Origin of the sequence: Chlamydia suis (assembly GCF_900169085.1) — a bacterium.
Lineage (GTDB): Bacteria > Chlamydiota > Chlamydiia > Chlamydiales > Chlamydiaceae > Chlamydia > Chlamydia suis.
Genome location: NZ_LT821323.1, coordinates 783790 through 806999, shown reverse-complemented (window position 1 = coordinate 806999; position 23210 = coordinate 783790). Strand labels below are relative to the sequence as shown.

The following is a 23210-nucleotide window of genomic DNA, read 5'->3' as shown; positions in this document are numbered from 1 at the left end:
AATTCACAAAAAGCCAAGAGAACCGGAGATACGGCTAACTCCAGTCCATCTTGACTTCCCCCCTGTGCACACGCACTAGAGTCAGAAGCTATTCCATGGCGTTAGAATACCAACTTGCAACCTTTATACCATTATTCGGCTTCTATTTCCAGCATTTTAAAATCACTTTCTGCTTGGACCTTAGGAATATGCTGACATTCGGGGGCGTGACGAGGAGCAATTTCTAAAGATCCCCTCTCACTTTCCCAGTTATAACGGTACCCTTCTGTGTTAGATAAGGCCGTTCCTTCCTCAAAACTACTGATCACTTTTGGTTTAATAAAAATCATAATATTGCGCTTTTGGCGCTGATCAACGGTCCGACTGAAGAGCCCTTTAATTAATGGAAGAGAACTGAGTAGCGGCACTCCGGAAACGATCTTTGTTAATTTATCTCGAATGTGTCCACTCATAACGAGGAAACACCCATCAGGCACTTGTAATCTTGTGGCAGCAAATGTCTTATCTGTTACAGGAGTGAGCACCCCCTGCGCTGAATGCAACTCAGAAATCGTTTGCTCTATCTGCAAGGTAACAACATTATTTGGAGCAATAGTTGATGTTACGACAAGATTCACGCCGATATCTTCGTATTCAATATTTTGTGTAACAGAGCCCGTTTCTTGAATAACGGTACTAGTTGTTTGAAACGGTATAGTCTGTCCTACGAAGAAGGAGGCTTGTTGAGTGTCCTGAGCCATGATTCTTGGGTTAAGCACCACGGTCGTATCCCCATCTTGGTCTAACGCGCTTAACAAGCCTCCTAATGTTAAGTAAGACTTCCCATTATGACTAAGAACATTCCCAATAATTCCCAATCCAAAAGCAGAAGAGCCATACATCATATCGCTGATTCCGGCTAATTGCCCCGGAGTTGGTAAAGAAATATTCCCGGGATTAGGAGCGATAGGTAACGCCTGATTACGGAGAGGTTCTGTCAATCCTGTATTGCTTAGCAACCCAGAGGCATAGGCTACTTTCCCTTGCTCATCCCCTAAAGCTGCCCACTGCACCCCAAAATCCCAAGATTTTTCTAAACTCGTCTCCAAAATCAAGACTTCTATATATACTTGTTTCGGAGGAAGATCTAAGCCATTGAGTAAACTAACCACCTTGTCTACATTTGCCTGATTCCCAATGACGACGATAGAGTTATTAACAGGTAACCATTGGATACTATTCAATGTATTGATGAAATCTTCATCCATTGCCGTTGTTACGTACAAATTATACCCAATATCTTGAATAGCCTGAGCAATCGCTGCTCCATTTTGATATTTCAATTTGTACATGAAAAAGCGCAAACTTTTAGGATTGGCGGCCCCAGAGCTTCCTAATGCAGCTGCTGGGCTCGTCACATCATCCAGAGTGTGCGCCATCTCCGGAATATCTAAAGACTCCAATAATTGGATCGCTTTAGCAGTTAATCTTGGCGATGAAATCACAAAAATTTTATTTGTCCCAGGCTGAATGAAAATTTGAAAAGCTTCTTCTTCAGCCATTGCGCCAAGGACATCTTGGCAATAGCTAACTAACGCGGCAGGATTCGCAAACTGCACCTCGTACTCGGACATATCGATAGCGGCTCCTGGGCTATCTAGAGCTTGCAGTAATTCACGAACTTTCTCAATGTTTCCTGCTATGTCCGAGACGATAATATGTCTTGTAGATTCTGAAGCGCTAATAATCGCATCATGTGAAAGTAACGGTTGAATAATTCCTACAGCAGCAGAAGGACTTACACTATACAATCGGAATACTCGTGTCACCACGACAGCTTCACAAGTATCCTTTGCAGAACCATCAGTAACCACTGTGGATAGTTTGGAAAGCTTAGGATTGCGATAAATTAATACGTTGTTCCCCTGTTCAACGACTTTTAGATCGTGCATCTTCAGCACTTGCAAAAGAATCGTTGCCAAATCATCTACAGAAGTGGGGTCGTGAGAGACTATGGTTACATTGAACTGCAAGTCATTGCTATCAAAAACAAAATTTGTCCCGGAAATTTTACTGACAAATTGCAATAACTCCAGAATTGAGATGTCTTCAAAGTTTACAGTATAGCCGACATCTTTGAGATCCTGGCAAGTAAGCGAACGCTGATTCAGACGTTCCAAAACTTTTTTCTCTTCGTCTTGCTCTTTGGAGCTATCTTGTACGGTTTTGATAGAAGGCTCCTCCTGCGGAGTCTTATCTTCTTTCCCAGATAGAGGATGCCCAGAGCCTTTATTAGACGCAGCTTTATGCTGCTCTTCTATTTGTTGCCTTACACTGAAATTGATGGCATTTACTGCACGCCGCGCATAATTTTGTTTATCTTCCCAGATTTTAGCCGCAGCATCCTCTGTTCTGATCTGTTCCTGCTCGATAGATCTTTTTTCCTTCGTGGCAGCAGCCTGCTTAGCAGCTCCTTGTAAATACCGAGATTCCAAGGGACGTTTTCTCTCTTCTGGTTTATTAGCAGGCTGAGTGGATTGTGTAAAATTCGGAGAAAAAATTTGGTGATTTTTCTTAAAATGTCGCGTTTGCGCTAAAGGAGCTTGCGGTTTTGCTGATACAGATGAGGAACGCGCAGATGGCGTAGGGCCCACCGCAGGTTTTGTTCCTGGAGCACTCTTTTTCGCTAAATTTTTTGCGATATTTTTTGGACAAGCAGCGATCTGCTGGTCCGCTTCATGATAATTTGGCAAAGAAGCTGAACGGTTGACTAAGCTCTCGCCAGACTGTGAGTTCACACTTAACAACGCCGCATCTAGAACAACTAACGCAGACAAGAGGCCTAATTTTTTATTATTTTGAATGATTCTTAAAATCTTGCTTCCTATTTTCGACGTCACTATGTTCACCGGACTCTTTTTAAGCTGATAAGTGTTGAAGGACAAAGACTTCTGTCCTGCTTCTGCTTGATTCCCTTCTGCAGAGCATCTGTTTGGCAGAATATATCTATTTGCCCTCTATCTTGCAACTTTAGGAAAGATGGACAGTACAAATATACCAAATCTCTAGCCTTTGGAGTATGTACGATAAGTTCATCGCCAACTTCCCACAAAAAAGACTGTTCGTGGATCTCTAAAGGCCCCTTCTCCCCTATTCCTTGCGATTCCGCCTGAAATCGTTGCACTCTCCTCGTTTGCTTTTTTAACGAGAAATCAGTTTTCCCACAAGAAAAGCACAAGAGTTCTTCTTGGAAAAATACAAAACAACAGCAAGAGATCCCTTGTTCACCAAGGGGGATTTGCAGTGTTTTACAGAAAGTATCCATTGTCTTGATTACCGTTGGAATATCTTTTGTTTTGTCCTCTTGCTGTTTGAGAAACTGTTTGATCATACTTAAGGCAAAACTCCCATTTCCTTGGGCATAGCAAAACCAAAGTTCCTTGCTATTCTCTGAGCTAAACATGTCATAGTAGACATTATGTAAATAACTAGGCTCTTTTTGTGAATAGATTTGAATAGCCATCTCTTTAGGAACATTAAGCTCTTCTGGAGCTAGCCACAAGCTTTGTTGCTGCAGCTGTTCCAGCTGCGCAACTACGAGATCTTTTTTACGATAATCTTCATACACATCATGCAAAAGATACTCCTGTAAAGCCATAGCAAACTCATGCATAGATGGAAATCGCGCTTCCGGTGCAGGCTGCAATGCGCGAGCTAACACTTTACTAATGTTCACTGGAAGCAAAGATAAATACACTTTGCCTAAAGAAAGTTGTCCTATAATTAACTCATAGGCAAGCAAAGCTAGTGCATACACATCTGATGCAGGAGAGAGCTGCTCTTGTCGACTTTGCTCTGGGCTCATATAGGCTGGTGATCCCCAGTGATTGAATTGCCAAGCAGAAAGCCCGTAATCGATCAGCCTAACTTCTCCCAATCGAGACAGCACGATATTTTCTGGTTTGATATCCAGATGCAAGACTCGATGCTTATGAAGAGTTGTGATTGCCTGTGCTATTTGTAAAACAATAGAAACAGCTTTATCCAGGGGTAGGGGAGCTGCGAGGATAATATCTCGCAAAGAATTACCCTGGATATACTCGGAAACTAAATAGCGTCCCTGATCCCACTCGCCCTTTTCTTTTAATCGGACAAACGCTGGATGTTCTACGAGCTGCATAATCTTCGCTTCTTCTTCAAAAGCCTGAAGAAAACGTCGATCATGAATTCCTGGAGAGACCAAGGTTTTAATAACCACAGGAGAAGATGCTCGTTCTTCTATTCCCTGATAAACAGTCAATCCTACCTTACGACTGAGTTCTCGCGTCAGAAGATACTTTGCTTTGGAAGGAAAAGATCCACCTAATCCGAGCATAAAAACTGACACAACGTTAAGATCTCTTTTCGGGAGAAAACCCTTGCCTTAAGATATGACTTATTCTTAAGGCAGAAGATCCAGTTATAGAATTTTTATTAAAAGCACGGTTCTTATACTTCTAAAACCCGAATGCCTAGAACATCTTGCAAAGCAATGATAGTGCCCCGCCCTACTTTAGCTCCATTCAGAACAATATCAACGCCTAACGTAGGATGCACTCCTTCAAAAGAGAGGACGCTCCCAGGGCCTAACTTCAAAAACTCTCCAACAGAGAGCGAATAGCGTCCAACTTCTGCAACAACTTTTGTTGCAGATGGCAAAGGAGTTGCTGGTCCCCCCTCACTATGTTCTTCAGGCACTTCCTCAGCTTGAAGCTCTTGTAATCCTGTGATTTTAAAACTTCCAGACTGTTTGTCTACAAACCGTCCACCAAAAAATCGCGTTCGCTGAATAGACAAAAAGGCTCCAGCATCCCCTGTATCTGGATCATACAAACAAGCATCTAATAAAATGAAACTCCCAGGGACAACTTGGTGCCACTCTTCTTCTGAAATTTGACAAAAACCAACTTCTATAGCGAGAGTAACTGGCGTTTGCAAATCAACTTTCTGCATATCGAAAGTCTGATTTTTCTCTTCTAAGAAACGATATACGCTCTGTGAGGTCGTTTCTGGAACCAAAATAGAGAAACGCACATAAGTGCTGTCTAAACGGCAAGAAACTTTTATAACATGATAATTCCCTTTTAGAGCTCGTGCAGAAAAGGAGACATCTCCAGTTACTTTCACAGCCATTGAGGGAATCCAAGGAGTCTCCTGCAAAAGTTTGCAAATTTCGGCTACAAAATAGTAGTGAAATCCTAATAACCGATCTTTTTCATAGAAGTAAGAAACTAGAGAACTGTCATTAAAAATAGTCCCTATCAGGGCTTGTAACTCTTCTTCGGAAGAAACGATATAAAATTCCCCTGATTCAAAGGGGTTGGCCAAAAAGGACTGGAGCAAAATATGCTCCCCATATTCCTGTATGGCAGTTTCAGCAGACAGAAGTCCTTGCGACTCAAAGGAAAGCTCCACCTCTTCCATGTGAAATTTCTCTTTAAGTTTTTGCTCGCACTCCTGCTTTGGGAAAACAGGGAGAGAACTCTGCTCTTCATCCTGTTTTTGCAAAGAACTTAGTAACTCGTCTCTAGCTTTTAACCAATTACTACTAGGCTCTGCCGCAACTGCCATGAGAATACCTTATATCTGCGCTTCTTCTACTTTTTTCTCTTGCTGGTGATCTGAATGTTGGTCTTGATGCCCTTTATCTTCCTGATCTCCTTCCTGATCATGATGACGAATTGTCGCTGCGATCATATGCAAAGGCGTTTCTACCTTTTCAATGGAGGGTAAGCTAACAGCAACATTCCCTATGACAAACTCTGTCAAATTTAACTGACGAGCTTTCAAGGAACCTACTAAAGTAACCAATTGTTCAGGATTGCGTTGAACGAGCTGCATAGCTTCAGAAACCTGAGCTTGATTTGCAAAATTCGAGAAGGAAACAGCGACATCCTCTCCTGTCTGCACTAGAGTTAAATTAGCTCCACAAAAAGCTTCTGGTACTGTACTTGTGTTATCCAAAACAATTTCTACTAATTGCTTGCCATCCACATCAGCAACCAGTAAAGATTCTACCGTGGTCAAAACGAGTTGCTCCACCCACTCTAAATTCATAGTGCTCGTAGTCAAAACGCTAGTTTCCATCATAACCTCACTAGCGACAGCCATGGGAGTATCAACAAGAGCCATACCCGCAGTTGGATTGCCTCCAGAAAAGAAGTTCCCCTCTTTTTGTTCTTCTTCTTCTCGCGAAGAAACTCCTGAAGCTTTTTCTTCTACGGATCCATCTTCAGAACTTCTTGCAGTTTCTTGACGCGAAGAGGTTCTTCCCAACGCTCGATCATCTTTTGCTTGTTTAGCGGACGATCTTCCCTCTAAAGAAAATACTCGAACCTCTCGTTGATCTCTCGGTTCATGAGCTTCTGCTGGTATATGATTGTGCTCAACCTTTGCATTAAACAAAGATTCTGTTGTTTTATTGAGTTCCATAAACTAGTTCTCCCCAGATTCCCGTTGTTTTTGCTTACGTAACTGATGAAGCAGTTGCCCCATTTCATCTTGCTCTTTTTCTTCCTGGCGAGCTTCCTCTTTGAGAGCTTCTTTCATCCATTCTTCTTTATGCAGTCGCGTTTTTTCTTCTTCTTTACGTCGTTTTGTCAGCTCTACTTCAGCCCTTTCTAATTCTTTTGCTGCTGCCAGTACACTTTCTTTCTGTTTATTGACTTTTTCTTCTTCTTCGGAAAGTTGTATAGCTACAACCTTAATGTAGGCTTTCATCTTAAGAATCGCATCGCTGGTCGTCCCGTCATCTAACTGCTCGCGAAGCTGACGAATCTTTTGCATATAGTGATTCTTTACTTTATCGCGCGCTGACTCACACTCTCGCAATTTTTCTTGTTCTATTTCTAAAAGTCTTCGCTTCTCCTTAACGACCTTTTCTGCCCGATCTACGCGATCCTTTTTAATAGATAAGACAGGCTCTAAAGGATATCTAATCACACAATCCCACTATTTTCCTAACTCACCGGAATATCGCTCGTAACTGCTGAGCAGCTTCCTCATAATTTGTTTTTTCATGAATATCTTGCTTAAGGAACCGATTTAATTTATCAATATGGTCAATTGCAAAATCAACCTCACGATCAGATCCTCGACGATACTCTCCGATACGAATTAACATTTCATTCGCTTTATACTTCGCTAACACTTCCCTAGCGCGTCCAATAATTCGCCGTTGTTCTTCAGGAACAATTGCCGTTAGCAACCGGCTAATGGAAGCTAGCACATCAATGGCAGGATAATGATAGGCTTGCGCTAATGCATTAGAGAGAACAATATGTCCATCTAAAATAGATTTCACTTCATCAGCTACTGGCTCATTCATATCGTCTCCAGCAACCAATACGGTATAAAAAGCAGTAATAGTCCCCTTATCGGAGGCCCCCGCTCGTTCCAATAATTTAGGCAAAGTCGAAAATACTGAAGGCGTGTATCCAGCTCGAGCGGGAGGCTCTCCGGCTGCAAGGCCAACTTCTCTTAGGGCTCGCGCAAATCGGGTTACAGAGTCCATCATCAGCACAACAGTCTTACCCTGATCCCTGAAATACTCTGCTATAGCCGTACCCACATAAGCCGCATTAAGTCGTAATTGAGAAGATTGATCAGAAGTAGAAACCACAATAACGGAGCGTTTCATCCCTTCTTCACCAAGGTCATTCTCTATAAACTCTCGGACCTCTCGTCCCCGCTCACCGATCAAAGCAATGACGTTAATATCCGCTTCTTCAGCGTTACGTGCAATCATGCCCAATAACGAAGATTTTCCAACCCCAGCTCCTGCAAAAATCCCAATCCGTTGTCCTTTAGCAACGGTTAGCATTCCATCGATACAACGCACTCCCGTAGATAAAATGGTTCGCAATTTTGCCCGATGCAAAGGATCTGGAGGAGCTTTAAAAATTGGATAAATTGCATCCACATTTTCTAAAGGCCCCTTAGTCTCCGTATCAATAGGCTCTCCAAGGCCATTTAACACTCGTCCTAAAAGCCCAGATCCTGCTCGAATATGCAAAGGCAAGCCCGTGGCTATCACCTCAGAGGAAGGACTCACACCGGTTAACTCTCCAAGAGGAGAAAGAAAAACAAAGTTTTGAGTGAATCCTACCACCTCTGTCACCAGAGGCTCCATTCCAAAACGTTTCACTAAACACACTTCACCAACCCGAACATCTGGGACGACAGCCTTGATTAACATCCCGACTACTTCGATAATACGCCCAACAACTGCCGTTAATTGCACCTCCGGCAGCTCAGTCATGAGTGTATCAAACTCAGTCGTTAGCTCTTTCATGTTAACCTAATTGTGTTGTCATGATCGTTTTTATACTACTCACCGTGGCCCCTAAAATACTGGCAAACAATTCGGCACGCTGTGTAGCTCTTTGAACGGCATACTGAACTTTCAAGAAATCTGCTAGAGTTTCTCGCTCTCCGTTGCGATCGGAAAAATACAATAAAGCCCGATTTAAAATTTCCTCTCCGGAAGAGACCCAATCGACGATTTTACGCGTGGCAGATTTTTCTTCCTCGCGATCTCCTTGCTTACCTTGCTGCGTATGCTCAGCGATCGCCTGAAAATCTCCGTTAATTAAATCAACGATGACTCCTAGAGCGTCTACATGCTCCGAAGCCAGCTTATCCAAATCTTGATTTTGCATTTGCGTTTGTGCATCCCACAACCGGCTTTTTAGCAAATTGATTTGTTCCTGTAACTCTTCTGAATTTAAAGCTTCTTCTAATTCTGGATCGATGAGCTTCGAATTCTTATCCTCCATCATAGCCATCAAGGATGGCTTTTCTTCAGACACTCTCGTGTCCAAAGAAGAGCTTCCACTTCCTAAAGAAAATGTGGCCACGTTCTTAGTTAATTCGCTGGGCATAGGAGATGCTGAAGGTTTATTAACCGCAGCACTCTCCTTATCCCCATCAAAATTTGGAAAAAGCTTAAGAGGATCTATCATGGAATACCCCAATCTTTCCCTAATTTAAAGGTCCACCACTCTTGGCAACTAATCCATCATGCCAATCCAGAACAGATTTGGCTAAAGCCTTTGTGGACTCCACTTCACAATTTTCTAATACCTGACCAGCTAAAAGTAAGCAGTGTTCCAGGCTTTCTCTGCGCACTTCAAAAGAACTTCCTTGCTGAAGAACGATCATCATGAGTGTTAACGATAGGAAAGCTTTTGCACTCCAATTCTCAGGATCTTTCTCCACAACACCTCGGAAAATCCCCTCTGCTGTTGTCAAATCCATTTTATGTAAATGAAGCAGTCCGATTCCCAACTCATGAGCTGTATGCTCAGGATTTAATACCGACAAAGCTTGAAACAAAGCTTTAGCACTAGCCTCATCTCCTTGTTTGATCGCCACCATCCCAGCTTCAAACAACAACGCAAAATCTTCTTTAAAAACATCCAAATCTGCCATGACCCATCTCTTATTTTATTAACTTCCTTTAACAGCTCTTGCCATAGTGATCATCTCTGTATTCACTGCGGTCAAGATATTGGATACAGATTCCATATATTGAGACAAAATTTGCATACGGAATTGCAAATTGAACATTGTCCCAAGGTCTACAGTTCCTTGCGTGGATGTTTCTAATTCTGTTAAATATTGTTGTACTCCCTGAACGTATTTACATACGCCATCCAGCATCTGATTAAAATTAAAAGCCGAACAACTACCGCTCGCCATAGATACCCTCTCCTTTACCGTTTACATTACACCATTTTACGGTTGATACGCCCCAGCACCTTTTGAAGAGCCACATATCCCGCGAGTAATGTTTGTTGTTTCTCAAAAGACTCTTTAGAAGCCCCTTCTCGTAGAGAAGATGTCAGCATCTGTACTTTATTTTGTACATTGGCATTGATTTCATGGGCTTTAGTTAAATCGTGCATGTCTTGTTCTAGATCAAACAACTGACGGACAGCTTTTTCTTCTTTAGCTGCCGATTTTTCCATATTAAACATAGATTTATTCCTCCCTGGAAGAATTAAATAAACCTCGAACTGCCTATTTATTGTACTCAATTTTATATTTCAACCCTTCCCGTTCTAAAAAGATACAATGAGGTTGTATGCTTGTTACCGTCATTCCATCTAAAATATCGCCTCGGGTTAAAATGCGCCCATTAACTACAACGTTAATACTAATATCTCCACATTTTGAAAAACCGGTTACCCGATAACGCCCTGGGTACCGCATATTCAAATCAATGACACCTTCTTCAGCGGGCAGTAAAACAACAAAGTTTTTCACCACACGAATCCCTGCAATATCTTGCAGTTCTTGCACAACTGTCCGGAACTTATCTGCATCTTTATTGTTAATGTAGCCTGTTAAAACAGCTTCACCATTAGTAAAGGCAACATGGACATTAGCAAAGCCCGACTGAATCAAATGACCCGCAAGAGCTTTCATTACCTGAGTTTCAACAACTACTTTGTTGTCCAATAACGAAAGATAATTAAAGTGTAGGTTCAAGTAATCTACCAAACAGGCTGCTTGTTCTTCTGTCTTTAGATATCCACTAATAACAAAAATTCCGGGTTCCGGAGATTGCATGCTGATGCCTTTAAACTCAGGCTTCTTAGAGAGCAAAATATTCATCTCTTGCCAGACAGCCTCATCATCAATCACGTTATCATCAACAGATTTAACAAAAGGTAGGGCGTCAACCTTGTAAAGCAGCTCGCTTTTATCGATGCTGTTTCTTACATGGCCAATTAAAAACAGCTGCCCATTATTCTTATTAAAAGTAAATCGTACGGTTGGAAATTGTTGAATCACATGCTCAATATCATGCACCAAATCCACCTGATCTATAGAAACCACTTCTTTCGTATGAAATAAAGAAGCTGTTCCTATACCGAAAAGCAGCGCTAACCCACCAACAAACAGCGTCAAAATAAAAGCTCCTGTCGGCAAAGTGGCTCGTTTTCTTTTTTCTTCCTCTTCTTCCTCTTTTCTTGCGGCAATCTCTTCCGGAGATTGTGGACGACCAAATAATCCGTAATCTTCGGAAGAAATCGTCGCCATTACTGTATCGGAAGGAGCGGCGTAATCAACAAGCAGGAATAAGGTTGTTCCCAAAGCAACAACTTGATTAGCAGAAAGAGTAGATTGATGCTCGATCTTCCGACCTTCAACAATTACTCCGTTTTTACTTCCTAAATCTTCAATCAAAACGGAATTATCGTTCCCAACAATGAGTTTTGCATGCTGATGCGAAATACTCATATCATTCAAAACAATATCAGCAGCCTTAGGATCACTTCCCACAATATAGGTCTTGCCACTATCTAAATGGAATTCCGCGCCAATATTTGCTCCAGCAAGCACTTTTAACAAGAATCGTGAAGGCTGAGTCAGATCTACAGCTACTTGTTTCTGCGCAAGATCTTCTATCTCAGCAGGAAAAATCCCCTGATCAAACCGAAAAAGATCTTGCACATTGAAAGGAGCCAGAACCTCTCCTTTTTCTTCTTTCTTCTCCTCTTCAGAGGAAGCCTCTACAGCATGCTCTTCTGAAGTTTCTTCTGCTTGCTCTTCCGAAGTTTCTTCCTGCTCTTCAGAAGTTTCTTCTACCGCCTCTTCAGAGCTTTTATCTTCTTCATTAACTCCCTGATTTTCTGTCTCTGGTAGCTCTTCTCCTGAAGAAGGAGCGCTCTCTTCTCCCGAGTTTTTTGTCTCTTCTGGTTGCTTAGGGGTGTCCTGTGATGGAGAGGCCTGCTCCTGATCCTCAGAATGGTTAGAACCTGATTCTGAAGCAGAAGACAGCTGAGGCTGCTGATTTTGATCGGGCGATGTTCTGTTTTCTTCCATACTCACGTTTTGAGATTGGGTTAGTTCACCACTACCGGCTGGAGTAGCTTGGTTAGGTTGTTCTTGGTTAACTGAAGGAGGCTCAAGATTCTCTGCCTCTTTTGCAGACGAAGACGCAGTCTTTTCTGTCGAAGAACTTTCTTTTTGCAAGTCTTCTTGTCCAGTTCCTGGCTCCTTTTTAACTGAAGCTAAAAAGGATTCCGCTAACTCTTGTTCTTTCGTTGTTGCGGGACTTAACGCACCTCCCTCCGATAGCGCCTGAGAAGAAGAGTCTTGATGCCCAGCTTCTACTGTCGATGCCGCTGGGGCATTTTCGGTAAAGTCTTGCCCTACCGTCTGTTCTCCGCCAGCCTCCGTCTGGAATGATATCTCGATATCTCCTTCTACCTCTTCTCCTTTAAAAAATGATAGCTGACAGCTTCCCATGACGAAGGAAACGCCATCTTTTAATAAAACAGGAGCACTAACAACAACACCCTCAACAGAAACTGGACGTGAAGTATCCAGGTTTTCCAGGTAATACTCCCCATTTTTTAAAGAGATGCGAATCTGAGCAGGAGCCAGCTTTTCATCTTGTAACAGAATATCACTAGCCTTTCCATCACTTCCAAGAGACCAGCTCGTCCCATTTTCTAAAATGAGAACGGTTCCAGACAAGGGCCCTTTATCAACAACTAAGCGTATACCCATCCCCTACTCCTGCTCCGTTGTGCTTAATCCTAAATCCTCCAACCATGCCTCGGCATAATTCAGGACGCTCTCTATATAATTTGCAAAATCTTCTTGAGAAACATCTCCAGGCACCCGCCGAATGAGTACAGCATGCCCATCGCTATCAAGCCCTAAAGCGGCACCTCCGGTTTCTTGACCGAACAAATTACCTTCCATCATTCGAGTATAGGCTTTTTCTATATCCATAGATGCAGGGATCTCTCCCAAAAAAGCACTGATGATAATTTCCTCATCAGCATTTTGACGGACACGCAGCCTCACAAGGTCGCTAATAGGCAATACATAGGACCCGTCGGCATCGAGCTCTAGCTCGGAAACTACCCCCATGTAAGCCACAAAATTTTTTATCAACTTTTCTAACATGTGTTCACGTGCTCATCTCTAACTGTGAGCTCTGGGTCCGAAATACTCCTTCCCAATGGAATGGGACCCGCTAACCTTATGCCGAGTTATGCCAATACCTACTTTAAAAAGAAAAACGATTTCTCATCTCGATAGCGGAGTCTTTTTCGCTTTCTCTTTTATCCCTTTCAATTTAAAGCACAAAAGAATCTAAGAAAAAATCAGGACCGAACGACTCGTTCTTTTGATTTCTAAAGACATCCCCCAAAAAACACACCTTATTAACACACTTTTACTCATTCGGAGTGGACCCCAAAGGGACTTGCGCGTAAATCGTGCAACGGCATTGATGAGTCATATATGTGCGAAATAATATGTATCTAAGAAACCTCAAGAGAAGTCTTCCCTCTCTTTGTTTTTCGTTCTTAGGTTAAGCGTAGCTTAACAGATCCCCCTCCCCTGCTTTCTATCAAGGCTTTGCATTCCCCCGGGAATCTGCAAGCTTTCGAATGAAAGGCCGAATAGGGCAACGTAACTCTAATACACAAATAAATCAACTTGAAAGTGCTCGTTTTAAAAAGTCTTGAACCTGACGGAAGAAAATTTTGATTGCGCGCTTTTCTGTCAGAAGGTCTCTCGCTAGCCCCTATCTCTTTTTCTTCGACTTTTACACACGTTAGAATAACTTCATCTTTTTGTTCGAAACAATTTCTCGTACACGTACAGAGTTATCTAAACACTCATGCCAGCCTGATGACGTCGTTCGAGTCTTTGCATCAAAGACTCCCAACAACGATAAGCGATTGTTCTTAAGCTATCGAGTTGCGAACAACAGACTTCTTTTTGATGTTGTCGTAACCAGGAGCTAATGTGTTCCATATCTATGTAATGATTAGACAATACGTGCTGCTCAGGAAGCGCTCTAGGAACTGCAAAATCAAAAATCTCTCGGTTTGGGAAATCCCATATCCCCGCCCAAAGCGAATCGGGAAATGCATCCTGAAGCTCCGAAGATCCTAAAAAGATGACATGATACGGATCCTGAAAACGCAACTCTCCTCGTGACACTTGCTGAACAGCTGGCAACGATAATTGGTGGCGAGAACAGAATATAAGACGAGAAAATCCCTCCTGCTGTAAATAATCTGCAACGGAACGATTAATCTCAGAGTACCCCATAAACAATAGGGATGCGTTCTTAGCTATCTTACGCAGCGCTAACTCTTGCGCAACAAAAGCCGGAATAGTGATTTCTGTAGAAGGAAACCCTCTTTTTGTTCGAAAAAATTTCCCCTCCTTCAATGCTTTTTGAAAGAGAAAATGCAAAGAAAATGCGAGGTTTCGCTCGCTTATAGCGCGTACATAGGCTCTTTTCACCTGTCCCTGAATTTCAGTCTCCCCAAGCACTAAGCTGTCCAGACCCCCTACCACACAGAACAGATGTGAGAAACAGTCTTGATTCCGATAAAAATAAGGGGTTGCTCCTATAGCTTGAATGTGTTTTTTCAAAGTAAAAAACCAAGCATCTGGAGCCACACCATACAACTCCACTCGATGACAAGTGGATAATAGAACACTACACCCTTCTTCTTGGGGAAAGGAAGGAAATTGCTGGAAAAAGCGAAGGACTTGTTCTCGTTGTTGCAAAGGAGTTTCTCGATAACTCACTCCGACAACACCTAATGAAAATTCCTTGCCTAGCAGTTCTTCCTCTTTAACCATCTCGGTTTCTGCGATCTCCTTCGAATCTTTTCTTAAAGACAAGATCTGTGGTTCCTCTATTGGTTGGCTTATTCTCTTCGTTTCTCATTTTTATACCAACATTTTTGATCCGCTTTTACAGCGTTTTATGGAAAATTTTTGTAATCTAGAGCCAAAAATAGAAAAAACGTTAAAAGAGATTCTTTTCTTAGAATCTACCAGCTCCCAACCTGTAAAGAGAACAGTAAAAGAAATCCTATGCCTTACATTCTTTTTCTAAAGAAGGCATAACTATTAGCTCTTTGTTTGTCTGAGAAAATACAAAAAATCCAAGAACCTTTGTCAAGCCCACGAACTTTTATGCGAAAAAACACAGCTTACTCAGAAGCATCCGTCATTTCTTTAGCATCCCTAGATCATATTCGCCTGCGAGCTGGGATGTACATTGGAAGGCTCGGAGATGGCTCCCAAGCAGAAGATGGTGTGTACACTCTATTTAAAGAGGTCGTTGATAATGCTATCGATGAATATGTAATGGGACACGGGCGCACCATCTTCATAACAGGAGACTCGCAAAAACTCTCTATTCGAGATGAAGGTCGCGGGATTCCCTTAGGTAAGGTGATCGACTGCGTTTCTAAAATAAATACTGGAGCCAAATATACCCAAGATGTTTTCCACTTTTCTGTTGGACTAAATGGCGTGGGACTCAAAGCAGTCAACGCCTTATCTCAACATTTTTCTGTTCGTTCTGTGCGGAACAAAAAATTTTTCAAAGCTATTTTCTCCAAAGGTATTCTTTCGCATACCGAACAGGGAAACACGCCTGATCCCGATGGCACCGAGATCTCTTTCTCTCCCGACCAAGAAATTTTTGAACGGTTTTCGTTTCACCCCGAATTTTTAAAAAAGAAAATTCGCCAGTATACCTATCTTCATCCCGGTCTTACCATTCTCTATAATGGAGAAGCTTTCATCTCGAAGCATGGATTAGCAGATCTTTTTGAAGAAGAGGTCCAAACCCCGCTCCTCTATCCTCCTCTTGCTTTTCAACATTCCGATCTTTCTTTTCTATTTTCTCATACCGAGACCTCTTCGGAACAATATTTTTCCTTTGTAAATGGCCAAGAAACCGCTGATGGAGGAACCCATCTTATGGCTTTTAAAGAAGGGATTGTTAAAGGCATAAATGAATTCTTCGGAAAAACTTTCTCCTCACAAGACGTTCGTGAAGGAATCGCCGGTTGTATAGCTATTAAAATTGCTTCTCCTATTTTTGAGTCCCAAACTAAAACTAAACTGGGGAACACGCATATTCGCGCAGACCTTGTTAAACGAGTAAAAGAGGCTGTTATCTCCTTATTGAAAAAGAACCCCTCCTGCGCAGATCGCATTCAAGAAAAAATTAGGCTAAATGAAAAAACGCGAAAGAATGCACAGTTCCTCAAACAAGAGCTAAAAGACAAACAAAAAAAGCTTCACTATAAAATTCCTAAACTTCGCGATTGCAAATTTCATCTTACAGATAACTCTTTGTACGGGAAAAACTCCTCCATCTTCATTACCGAAGGAGAATCTGCTTCTGCATCCATTCTGGCCTCTCGCAATCCGCTCACACAAGCCGTCTTTTCTTTACGAGGAAAGCCAATGAATGTGTTTTCTTCCAAAGAAGAGACTATTTATAAAAATGATGAGCTTTTTTACCTGGCTACCGCACTTGGCTTGCATAAGAATTCGTTACAAAACCTTCGTTATAATCATATCATTTTAGCTACCGACGCGGATGTGGACGGCATGCACATCCGCAACTTGATGATAACCTTTTTTTTAAAAACCTTTCTTCCTTTGGTAGAAAACAACCATTTATTTATTTTGGAAACGCCTCTTTTTAAAGTCCGCTATAAGGATGAAATAGTCTATTGTTACTCCGAAGAAGAAAAATTAACTACTATAGCTCAGTTTGGGAAAAAAGAGTCTGCGCTTGAAATTACTCGTTTTAAAGGGTTGGGAGAAATCTCTCCCAAAGAATTTAAACTTTTTATAGGCGCCGATATGCGCTTAACCCCCGTTACTCTCCCCTCCCCAGACTCTCTAGATTCTCTTCTACAATTTTACATGGGGAAAAATACGAAAGAGCGAAAGCTGTTTATTATTGAGAATCTTGTTACTAATTTATAGCTTTACAAGGACTTATGAGCGACCTCTCAGATTTATTCAAAATGCATTTCACACAGTATGCATCCTATGTCATTTTGGAGCGGGCAATCCCGCATGTTTTAGACGGTCTGAAGCCTGTTCAAAGGCGTCTTCTTTGGACTTTATTTCGTATGGATGATGGCAAAATGCATAAAGTTGCCAACATTGCAGGACGAACAATGGCGCTACACCCCCATGGTGATGCGCCTATTGTAGAAGCTCTTGTAGTTTTAGCAAACAAAGGCTTCCTCATAGAGACCCAGGGTAACTTTGGAAACCCTCTCACGGGAGATCCCCATGCCGCAGCTCGTTACATAGAAGCGCGTTTAAGCCCTCTAGCTAAAGAGGTGCTTTTTAACACCGATCTGATGACGTTCCATGATTCGTATGATGGAAGGGAGCAAGAACCGGACGTTTTAGCAGCAAAAATTCCATTATTGCTTCTTCACGGCGTAGAAGGCATTGCGGTAGGCATGACAACAAAAATCTTTCCGCATAACTTTTGTGAACTACTAGAAGCTCAAATAGCTATACTCAATGACCGCCCCTTCTCTCTTTTTCCAGATTTTATTTCTGGAGGCACCATGGACGCCTCAAATTATCAAGATGGACAAGGATTTATCGTTCTCCGCGCAACCATAGATATAATTAATGATAAAACTTTGCTCATTAAAGAGATTTGTCCATCCACAACGACAGAAAGTTTGATTCGTTCTATCGAGAATGCTGCCAAACGCGGGTTCATTAAGATCGATTCTATTCAAGATTTTTCGACAGATCTTCCACATATAGAAATCAAACTCCCTAAAGGAGTGTATGCAAAGGACTTATTGCAACCGCTTTATGCGCATACAGAATGTCAAGTTATCTTGACCTCTCGTCCAACAGTGATCTACCAAGGGAAACCGTGGGAAACCTCTATTAGCGAAATTCTTCGCTTACACACCGAAACCCTCCAAAACTATCTACAAAAAGAACTTCTTCTTTTAGAAGATGTGCTCAATCGCGAGCTGTACCATAAAACCCTTGAATACCTATTTATCAAACACAAATTGTATGACGTCGTGCGCTCCACACTCTCCAAAAGAAAAACCTCTCCCTCAGCAAGCGCGATTCACACTGCAGTTCTTGATGCCTTAACACCCTTTCTGGGAACGCTTCCTCCTCCAGATAAACAGGCAACCGCACAACTCTCCTCTCTGACCATCAAAAAAATTTTGTGTTTCGATGAAAATATATACGAGAAAGAGCTGCTCTCTTTAGAGAAAAAGCGCAGCTGCGTGCAAAAAGACCTTAGCCAACTGAAAAAATATACGATTCTTTACATTAAGAAATTGCTGGACACTTATAAACACCTCGGACAACGCAAGACGAGAATGGCGCAATTTAAAGACCTGCCCTCGGAGAAAACCTTGTTTCGCAAAAAAGAGAAAGAATTAGCTGTTATCGAACAAGGAGACGACTCCTTCTGATGACCACAGGGCCCTCGAGTTGGCTAAACTTTCGGGCCAAAAAAGACTTCGCAAATTTTAAAGAAAAGAATAGCTAGCCGGGACCAAGCCTATCGTTCTTCCATAATTTCCAGGCTGACTTTCACATTATCTCGGCTTGCTACGGAGACCAGTAAGGTACGAATGGCTTTGATTGTTCGTCCTTCCTTTCCGATAATTTTACCAATATCTCCCTTGGCAACCGTCAATTCATAGATGATGGTGTTTGTTCCCTGCACCTCTTTCAGGTGCACTTCCTCTGGCTTATCAACAAGATTCTTTACAATGTATGCTAAAAACTCTTTCATGCGAAGCAAATCCTACACAAGCTTTTTTCCGAAGGTGTGAAAGAAAAAAATAAAATAGTATTTCTAATCTAATTTTATACTTCTTACTAAAAAAAACAAAACTACCTAACGGTTTTAAACCAATCACACGCACTATCCACTACAGAGACTCCTTCTTCAAATTCTTTCTCTATTAAAGAAGCCATGTCGTCTGGCAGCTTTGTCACTAGCTTCACTCGCTCCGCACTCTCCGGATGAGTAAAAATCAAGCTATAGGCATGCAATTGTTGTTTGTCAAGATCATAACGCAAGTTTATAGAAGGAATCCCGTAAACAGGATCCCCGAGAATCGGGGATCCAAGATGTTTCATATGCACACGAAGCTGGTGTGTCCTTCCTGTTTCAGGGTATAAAGCAACTACACTTAATCGTCCATTGGAAGCGAGAACACGACAATGTGTGATCGCTTCCTTCCCTCCTTCTGCATCTTTTGGAAGCACGGTCATCTCTTTGCGTTTTACGGGATGACGAACGATCCGTGTATGAATATACTCCTGGGAAGGAGAATGTATACAGACAGCGAGATACAGTTTTTTCATCTGCTTAGAAGCGAAAAGTCCGCTATACAAAGCTTTAGCTCGCCGTGTTTTTACTGTTATAAGAAGCCCGGAAGTATCTTTATCTAAGCGGTGTACAATTCCCGGACGCCATGGCTCCTCGGGGAACTCTTGTTTTAAGCGTTCTCCCATTTCATGAAGCAACGCATGGACCACAGTCCCATGCACATGCCCCGGAGCCGGATGCACCACCATATCTCGAGGTTTATTGATCACTAAGATCGTATCGTCTTCATAAACCTTGTCTAAGGGAATTTTCTCCGGAGTTAAAGAAGAAGGCGGTTCCTCTTCAACGAGCTCTATATCCACCAAATCTCCCTCGACCAGAGGATACGAAACACGTGTCTGCACCCGACCATTCACTCGGACTCTGCCAAGATGTATCTGTTGCTGGTAGAAGGCTCGAGAGTACTCACTGTTATACAAGACCAACCCTTTATCTAGGCGTCCCGCCAACTTCTCATCTGTAACAAAAGCAAAAGCTGGAGAGAGAGTTTCCAGAAGCGACCTCCTTAGAGCAAGATCTCATCTTTTCAATCCCACCATGATACTTGCGGAGAGAGATTTTATTCAACCTCATCACCATCAACAAATCTTAATAAAAATGACTAAAAAACCGACTCTTTTATGACTAACCCAGCTTCACAAGCAAGGAAAATAAGATCGCGTTGCAAAAGAAAACCAAACCGGTGTTTCAATAAACTTCTTACATGCTGCACATGTAGTTCCCAAGTTTCTATAGATATAGGAAATTTTTCTACCGGTTTAGCTAAATACCTAACCTGTTTATAGCAAATAGGAATCAAATATTTCTCCGCATCGAACGCAGATGCCTTACAATAGTGAACAAGCTTACTAACATCTTCTTCACATAAGGGGATGGCTAAGAAGTGGAGGATTTCCATTAGTCTTTATAGACCGAACGCATTTTCTTAGAAGCACGCTGAGCACGATCCATCTCTTTGTGAACCGTGGTAAAAGTAGAGATCAATAGGGATTGTATGAAACGGTCGTACATCTCTAAGCCCTTTTGCTCACCCATTTTAGCAATAAGAGCTTGCCGCAATTGATCAAGAGTACGTACAGGGCCTTCAAAAGTTTTGTTTGAAGGAGAGGTAACGTCTTCTTGTATTTTTTTAGAAACAGAAGCTGCCCCCTGGTTCCGAATAACCTGATCCGCTATAAACCGCGCGTCCATACAAGCCTCTTTTGAATACAAAATTCTTTTTGTATTTTACTGGAGACAAAAGGATTTTTCACAAGAGAAAGGAAACGAATCTAAAAAGGAAGCTGCGGAATCTCGGACCGAGCAGGATTCGAACCTGCGACCATCCGCTTAGAAGGCGGATGCTCTATCCACTGAGCTATCGGTCCTTAACAAAAAATCTCCTCGCAGAGATGGAAGATACTATACCGCAGACATCGATTTTCTGGAAGCACTCTTCCGTCTTCTCCTTTTAAGCTTCCTTTCTCTATGTGTTTATCTCCCACCCTTCGCGCTCTCCGAATCCCTCTATTTTCTTCAAGAAAGCTATCTTCATGAGGATTTTTCAAGGTTTCTCGTACCAATCAAACATAAATGGTGTATAGTCAAATTTCTGTCAGCAATAAGGTCTTTAAAAGACTCGATTAACAGCAAAAGTTCTCTCTAAACTAAAAAAGGACCGCTTTTATGTTCTCGGACAACAAACTGCTTTTAATTGCAGGCCCTTGTGTGATTGAAGACCATACCGTGTTTGAAACTGCACAACGACTAAAAGAAATTGTTGCTCCTTTCGCTTCTTCTGTTCATTGGATATTCAAAAGCAGCTACGACAAAGCCAATCGCTCTTCCTTACAGAGCTATCGCGGCCCGGGGTTAAAACTAGGCTTACAAACATTAGCCAAAATTAAAGAGTCCCTTGACGTGGAAATTTTAACAGACGTGCATTCTCCTGAAGAGGCTCGTGAGGCTGCTAAGGTATGTGATATTATTCAAGTTCCGGCTTTTTTGTGCCGGCAAACCGATCTTCTTGTTACCGCAGGGGAGACTCAGGCTATCGTGAACATCAAGAAGGGGCAGTTCCTCTCCCCTTGGGACATGCAAGGGCCTATTGATAAAGTCCTTTCTACTGGAAATCGTAAAATTATTCTCACAGAAAGAGGCTGCTCTTTTGGGTATAATAATCTTGTTTCTGATATGCGTTCTATCGAAGTTCTTCGACGCTTTGGCTTTCCCGTCATCTTTGACGGCACACATTCCGTACAACTACCTGGGGCTTTACAAAGTCAAAGCGGTGGACAAACAGAGTTTATTCCCGTATTAACACGTTCTGCTATAGCAGCTGGTGCACATGGATTATTTATAGAAACCCATCCGAATCCTGCTTCTGCTCTCAGTGACGCCGCCTCTATGCTCTCCTTAAGAGATCTGGAACGATTATTGCCTTCTTGGGTACAACTATTTTCCTATATTCGAGAGATGGAAGCTGTTTCCGTATGACAAAGTTTCTCTTCCATGGTGTTTGGTGCGTAGTTGTCCTAGCTTTGTGTTTTTGCGCAACGGTATTAGCCGTTGTCAAAATGGGAAATTTCACGAATCCCATGCTTATGTATCAAGACCCTTCAACACCTCCACCTCCTTTTTTGAAAATTAAAAAACTCGGAGTCTGCAAACGCATTATTTCTCCTGAAAAGCAGTTCTTTTATTGTACGATAGATAAGTCCTGTATGGAGCTGTACTTCGCCAATACAAATTTGCATTGTCGAGAACTTTTGTCCCATCTAACAGGCAGCCTTCAAACAGAAACGGCAGAGCGTGCGATGTTGTTTCGAGGGACAGGAGGGCTTCTTAATTACAAAGACTATTCGTTAAGCGTATACAACTGTTGTTTTTCTATTAATAGCCCAGATTCCATCACAAAAACCGATAAAGAGATTGCTGAGGGAGGAATGAAAGTCCTCTCTCTTTCTCTGCTTAAAGACTAACCCCTTCTATGTCAGTATTATCTGTTTGCAACCTCATCAAAAAATACAATAAAAAACCAGTTACCAACGATGTCTCTTTTCAAGTAAATGCAGGAGAAATCGTTGGACTATTAGGACCTAACGGAGCTGGGAAAACAACAGCTTTTTATCAAACCGTAGGATTAATCCGACCAGACTCGGGGAAAATTTTGTTTAAAAATACAGACATTACCAAAAAACCCATGGACTATCGAGCGCGCTTGGGTATTGGTTATTTAGCACAAGAACCCACGGTCTTTAAAGAACTCTCTGTTAAAGAAAATCTGCTGTGTGTCCTTGAAATTATTTACAAAACACGGAAAGAGCAGACCCATCTACTGAACGTTTTAATCGACGACTTGCAATTAACCGGCTGCTTGCATAAGAAAGCTGGATCCTTGTCTGGAGGAGAGCGTCGCCGGTTAGAAATAGCTTGTGTTCTTGCCTTGAATCCTAGCGTTCTTTTACTCGATGAACCTTTTGCTAACGTGGACCCCTTGGTCATTCAAAACGTTAAATATCTGATTAAAATTTTAGCAAGTCGCGGTATTGGCATCTTAATTACCGACCACAACGCTAAGGAACTCCTATCCATCGCCGATCGATGCTACCTCATCATCGATGGTAAAATTTTCTTCGAAGGATCTTCTGCACAAATGATCGCTAATCCCATGGTTAGACAGCACTACCTGGGGGATTCTTTCTCATGATCATTCTCTCATAAAAAGTCTCCAAGACCCAGGATTAAGTAAGATCCGAGTCTTGGAGACTCATTCCGGATGTTAAACCAGAGCATCTTTGATTAAAAAAACCTACCTTTGAGGATCTTCTTCAGAAAGCACCTCATTAGCTATCGCAGCTATAGTCTTTAATCCCTCCGGAAATCCTATAGCGCACAGTAAATCATGAATATACGCCCTTTCTGATTGCAGTTGATCATTAACAAATTCTAAACGGGCTAGTTCTTGATGTATTTGCGATAACTGGTCCATCACATCCGCTCCTTC

At 42.1% G+C, this 23210-nt stretch carries 23 protein-coding genes and 1 tRNA gene; 5 read left to right on the top strand and 19 right to left on the bottom strand.

All coding sequences use genetic code 11. From position 1 onward, the window contains the following. Window positions 1-131: 131 nt before the first annotated feature. The 13 genes from B6E89_RS03670 to B6E89_RS03610 all read right to left on the bottom strand — a co-directional run bounded on the left by B6E89_RS03670 (window position 132) and on the right by B6E89_RS03610 (window position 14649). Window positions 132-2888: a secretin N-terminal domain-containing protein gene (locus B6E89_RS03670; protein ID WP_080121638.1), complete on the bottom strand. Its 2757-nt coding sequence runs from the start codon at window positions 2886-2888 to the stop codon at window positions 132-134. Further along, window positions 2885-4354, bottom strand: coding sequence for a serine/threonine protein kinase (locus tag B6E89_RS03665; RefSeq protein WP_035407320.1), 1470 nt, complete (start codon window positions 4352-4354; stop codon window positions 2885-2887). Before B6E89_RS03665 ends, B6E89_RS03670 begins: the two co-directional genes overlap by 4 nt. A 113-nt stretch (window positions 4355-4467) precedes the next feature. Further along, window positions 4468-5589 (bottom strand): type III secretion system cytoplasmic ring protein SctQ, encoded by a 1122-nt coding sequence (sctQ, locus tag B6E89_RS03660; RefSeq protein ID WP_080133162.1) that lies wholly within the window; start codon window positions 5587-5589, stop codon window positions 4468-4470. Window positions 5590-5598: 9 nt separating this feature from the next. Next, a complete protein-coding gene (locus tag B6E89_RS03655) occupies window positions 5599-6450 on the bottom strand; it encodes a DUF5421 family protein (protein ID WP_080121636.1) in 852 nt (283 codons plus the stop codon). Between the two features lie 3 nt (window positions 6451-6453). Further along, window positions 6454-6960, bottom strand: coding sequence for a type III secretion system protein CdsO (cdsO, locus tag B6E89_RS03650; RefSeq protein WP_035407310.1), 507 nt, complete (start codon window positions 6958-6960; stop codon window positions 6454-6456). A gap of 22 nt (window positions 6961-6982) precedes the next feature. Continuing rightward, window positions 6983-8311 (bottom strand): SctN family type III secretion system ATPase CdsN, encoded by a 1329-nt coding sequence (cdsN, locus tag B6E89_RS03645; RefSeq protein WP_080121635.1) that lies wholly within the window; start codon window positions 8309-8311, stop codon window positions 6983-6985. Window position 8312: 1 nt separating this feature from the next. Further along, a complete protein-coding gene (locus B6E89_RS03640; protein ID WP_080133161.1) occupies window positions 8313-8981 on the bottom strand; it encodes a CT668 family type III secretion system protein in 669 nt (222 codons plus the stop codon). A 19-nt stretch (window positions 8982-9000) separates the two neighbouring features. Next, on the bottom strand, window positions 9001-9450 hold the full coding sequence (locus B6E89_RS03635; protein ID WP_035407303.1) for a CdsG family type III secretion system protein: 450 nt from the start codon (window positions 9448-9450) through the stop codon (window positions 9001-9003). A gap of 18 nt (window positions 9451-9468) precedes the next feature. Continuing rightward, on the bottom strand, window positions 9469-9720 hold the full coding sequence (gene cdsF / locus B6E89_RS03630; protein ID WP_009872038.1) for a type III secretion system protein CdsF: 252 nt from the start codon (window positions 9718-9720) through the stop codon (window positions 9469-9471). Between the two features lie 26 nt (window positions 9721-9746). Beyond that, window positions 9747-9998, bottom strand: coding sequence for a DUF5398 domain-containing protein (locus B6E89_RS03625; RefSeq protein ID WP_035407299.1), 252 nt, complete (start codon window positions 9996-9998; stop codon window positions 9747-9749). A 43-nt stretch (window positions 9999-10041) separates the two neighbouring features. Then, window positions 10042-12543 (bottom strand): type III secretion system inner membrane ring subunit SctD, encoded by a 2502-nt coding sequence (gene sctD, locus B6E89_RS03620; RefSeq protein ID WP_080133160.1) that lies wholly within the window; start codon window positions 12541-12543, stop codon window positions 10042-10044. A 3-nt stretch (window positions 12544-12546) separates the two neighbouring features. Beyond that, window positions 12547-12948, bottom strand: a complete 402-nt coding sequence (locus B6E89_RS03615; RefSeq protein WP_035407294.1) for a CesT family type III secretion system chaperone — start codon at window positions 12946-12948, stop codon at window positions 12547-12549. Between the two features lie 711 nt (window positions 12949-13659). After that, window positions 13660-14649, bottom strand: a complete 990-nt coding sequence (locus B6E89_RS03610; protein WP_080133266.1) for a glutamyl-tRNA reductase — start codon at window positions 14647-14649, stop codon at window positions 13660-13662. 339 nt (window positions 14650-14988) lie between these two features. Between B6E89_RS03610 and B6E89_RS03605 the strand changes: the two genes are divergently transcribed. Both B6E89_RS03605 and B6E89_RS03600 read left to right on the top strand, forming a co-directional pair. Next, complete coding sequence (locus tag B6E89_RS03605) at window positions 14989-16806, top strand: toprim domain-containing protein (protein WP_080133159.1); 1818 nt, start codon at window positions 14989-14991, stop codon at window positions 16804-16806. 14 nt (window positions 16807-16820) lie between these two features. After that, the gene (locus B6E89_RS03600; RefSeq protein WP_080121632.1) at window positions 16821-18296 is read left to right on the top strand and encodes a DNA gyrase subunit A; all 1476 of its coding nucleotides are present in this window, start codon (window positions 16821-16823) and stop codon (window positions 18294-18296) included. Between the two features lie 89 nt (window positions 18297-18385). Here the strand turns inward: B6E89_RS03600 and B6E89_RS03595 are convergent, their stop codons facing one another. From B6E89_RS03595 to B6E89_RS03575, 5 genes are all read right to left on the bottom strand, one after another. Next, entirely contained in the window at window positions 18386-18622 is a 237-nt protein-coding gene (locus B6E89_RS03595) for a KH domain-containing protein (protein WP_009872031.1), read from the bottom strand. A 101-nt stretch (window positions 18623-18723) separates the two neighbouring features. Continuing rightward, window positions 18724-19719: an RluA family pseudouridine synthase gene (locus B6E89_RS03590; protein ID WP_080133158.1), complete on the bottom strand. Its 996-nt coding sequence runs from the start codon at window positions 19717-19719 to the stop codon at window positions 18724-18726. A 107-nt stretch (window positions 19720-19826) separates the two neighbouring features. Beyond that, window positions 19827-20123: a hypothetical protein gene (locus tag B6E89_RS03585; RefSeq protein WP_080132683.1), complete on the bottom strand. Its 297-nt coding sequence runs from the start codon at window positions 20121-20123 to the stop codon at window positions 19827-19829. Beyond that, the gene (locus B6E89_RS03580) at window positions 20123-20416 is read right to left on the bottom strand and encodes a CT656 family putative T3SS effector (protein ID WP_035407277.1); all 294 of its coding nucleotides are present in this window, start codon (window positions 20414-20416) and stop codon (window positions 20123-20125) included. Before B6E89_RS03580 ends, B6E89_RS03585 begins: the two co-directional genes overlap by 1 nt. A 103-nt stretch (window positions 20417-20519) precedes the next feature. After that, window positions 20520-20592: transfer RNA gene (locus B6E89_RS03575), tRNA-Arg, on the bottom strand. 298 nt (window positions 20593-20890) lie between these two features. Between B6E89_RS03575 and kdsA the strand changes: the two genes are divergently transcribed. From kdsA to lptB, 3 genes are read left to right on the top strand one after another with little or no spacing between them, the layout of a single operon-like run. Continuing rightward, entirely contained in the window at window positions 20891-21700 is an 810-nt protein-coding gene (gene kdsA / locus B6E89_RS03565) for a 3-deoxy-8-phosphooctulonate synthase (RefSeq protein WP_080121627.1), read from the top strand. Then, window positions 21697-22185, top strand: a complete 489-nt coding sequence (locus B6E89_RS03560; RefSeq protein WP_035407269.1) for a DUF1137 domain-containing protein — start codon at window positions 21697-21699, stop codon at window positions 22183-22185. Before kdsA ends, B6E89_RS03560 begins: the two co-directional genes overlap by 4 nt. 8 nt (window positions 22186-22193) lie before the next feature. Further along, complete coding sequence (lptB, locus tag B6E89_RS03555) at window positions 22194-22913, top strand: LPS export ABC transporter ATP-binding protein (protein ID WP_080121626.1); 720 nt, start codon at window positions 22194-22196, stop codon at window positions 22911-22913. A 102-nt stretch (window positions 22914-23015) separates the two neighbouring features. Here lptB and B6E89_RS03550 read toward each other — a convergent pair whose 3' ends face one another. Further along, window positions 23016-23195, bottom strand: a complete 180-nt coding sequence (locus tag B6E89_RS03550; RefSeq protein ID WP_035407357.1) for a hypothetical protein — start codon at window positions 23193-23195, stop codon at window positions 23016-23018. Window positions 23196-23210: the final 15 nt, after the last annotated feature.

Bases quoted from the DNA above. Each gene is read 5' to 3' on its own strand.
- B6E89_RS03665 (WP_035407320.1), bottom strand. From the start codon at position 4,354: ATGCTCGGATTAGGTGGATCTTTTCCTTCCAAAGCAAAGTATCTTCTG.
- sctQ (WP_080133162.1), bottom strand. From the start codon at position 5,589: ATGGCAGTTGCGGCAGAGCCTAGTAGTAATTGGTTAAAAGCTAGAGAC.
- B6E89_RS03655 (WP_080121636.1), bottom strand. From the start codon at position 6,450: ATGGAACTCAATAAAACAACAGAATCTTTGTTTAATGCAAAGGTTGAG.
- cdsN (WP_080121635.1), bottom strand. From the start codon at position 8,311: ATGAAAGAGCTAACGACTGAGTTTGATACACTCATGACTGAGCTGCCG.
- B6E89_RS03640 (WP_080133161.1), bottom strand. From the start codon at position 8,981: ATGATAGATCCTCTTAAGCTTTTTCCAAATTTTGATGGGGATAAGGAG.
- B6E89_RS03635 (WP_035407303.1), bottom strand. From the start codon at position 9,450: ATGGCAGATTTGGATGTTTTTAAAGAAGATTTTGCGTTGTTGTTTGAA.
- cdsF (WP_009872038.1), bottom strand. From the start codon at position 9,720: ATGGCGAGCGGTAGTTGTTCGGCTTTTAATTTTAATCAGATGCTGGAT.
- B6E89_RS03625 (WP_035407299.1), bottom strand. From the start codon at position 9,998: ATGTTTAATATGGAAAAATCGGCAGCTAAAGAAGAAAAAGCTGTCCGT.
- sctD (WP_080133160.1), bottom strand. From the start codon at position 12,543: ATGGGTATACGCTTAGTTGTTGATAAAGGGCCCTTGTCTGGAACCGTT.
- B6E89_RS03615 (WP_035407294.1), bottom strand. From the start codon at position 12,948: ATGTTAGAAAAGTTGATAAAAAATTTTGTGGCTTACATGGGGGTAGTT.
- B6E89_RS03610 (WP_080133266.1), bottom strand. From the start codon at position 14,649: ATGGTTAAAGAGGAAGAACTGCTAGGCAAGGAATTTTCATTAGGTGTT.
- B6E89_RS03605 (WP_080133159.1), top strand. From the start codon at position 14,989: ATGCGAAAAAACACAGCTTACTCAGAAGCATCCGTCATTTCTTTAGCA.
- B6E89_RS03600 (WP_080121632.1), top strand. From the start codon at position 16,821: ATGAGCGACCTCTCAGATTTATTCAAAATGCATTTCACACAGTATGCA.
- B6E89_RS03595 (WP_009872031.1), bottom strand. From the start codon at position 18,622: ATGAAAGAGTTTTTAGCATACATTGTAAAGAATCTTGTTGATAAGCCA.
- B6E89_RS03585 (WP_080132683.1), bottom strand. From the start codon at position 20,123: ATGGAAATCCTCCACTTCTTAGCCATCCCCTTATGTGAAGAAGATGTT.
- B6E89_RS03580 (WP_035407277.1), bottom strand. From the start codon at position 20,416: ATGGACGCGCGGTTTATAGCGGATCAGGTTATTCGGAACCAGGGGGCA.
- kdsA (WP_080121627.1), top strand. From the start codon at position 20,891: ATGTTCTCGGACAACAAACTGCTTTTAATTGCAGGCCCTTGTGTGATT.
- B6E89_RS03560 (WP_035407269.1), top strand. From the start codon at position 21,697: ATGACAAAGTTTCTCTTCCATGGTGTTTGGTGCGTAGTTGTCCTAGCT.
- lptB (WP_080121626.1), top strand. From the start codon at position 22,194: ATGTCAGTATTATCTGTTTGCAACCTCATCAAAAAATACAATAAAAAA.
- B6E89_RS03550 (WP_035407357.1), bottom strand. From the start codon at position 23,195: ATGGACCAGTTATCGCAAATACATCAAGAACTAGCCCGTTTAGAATTT.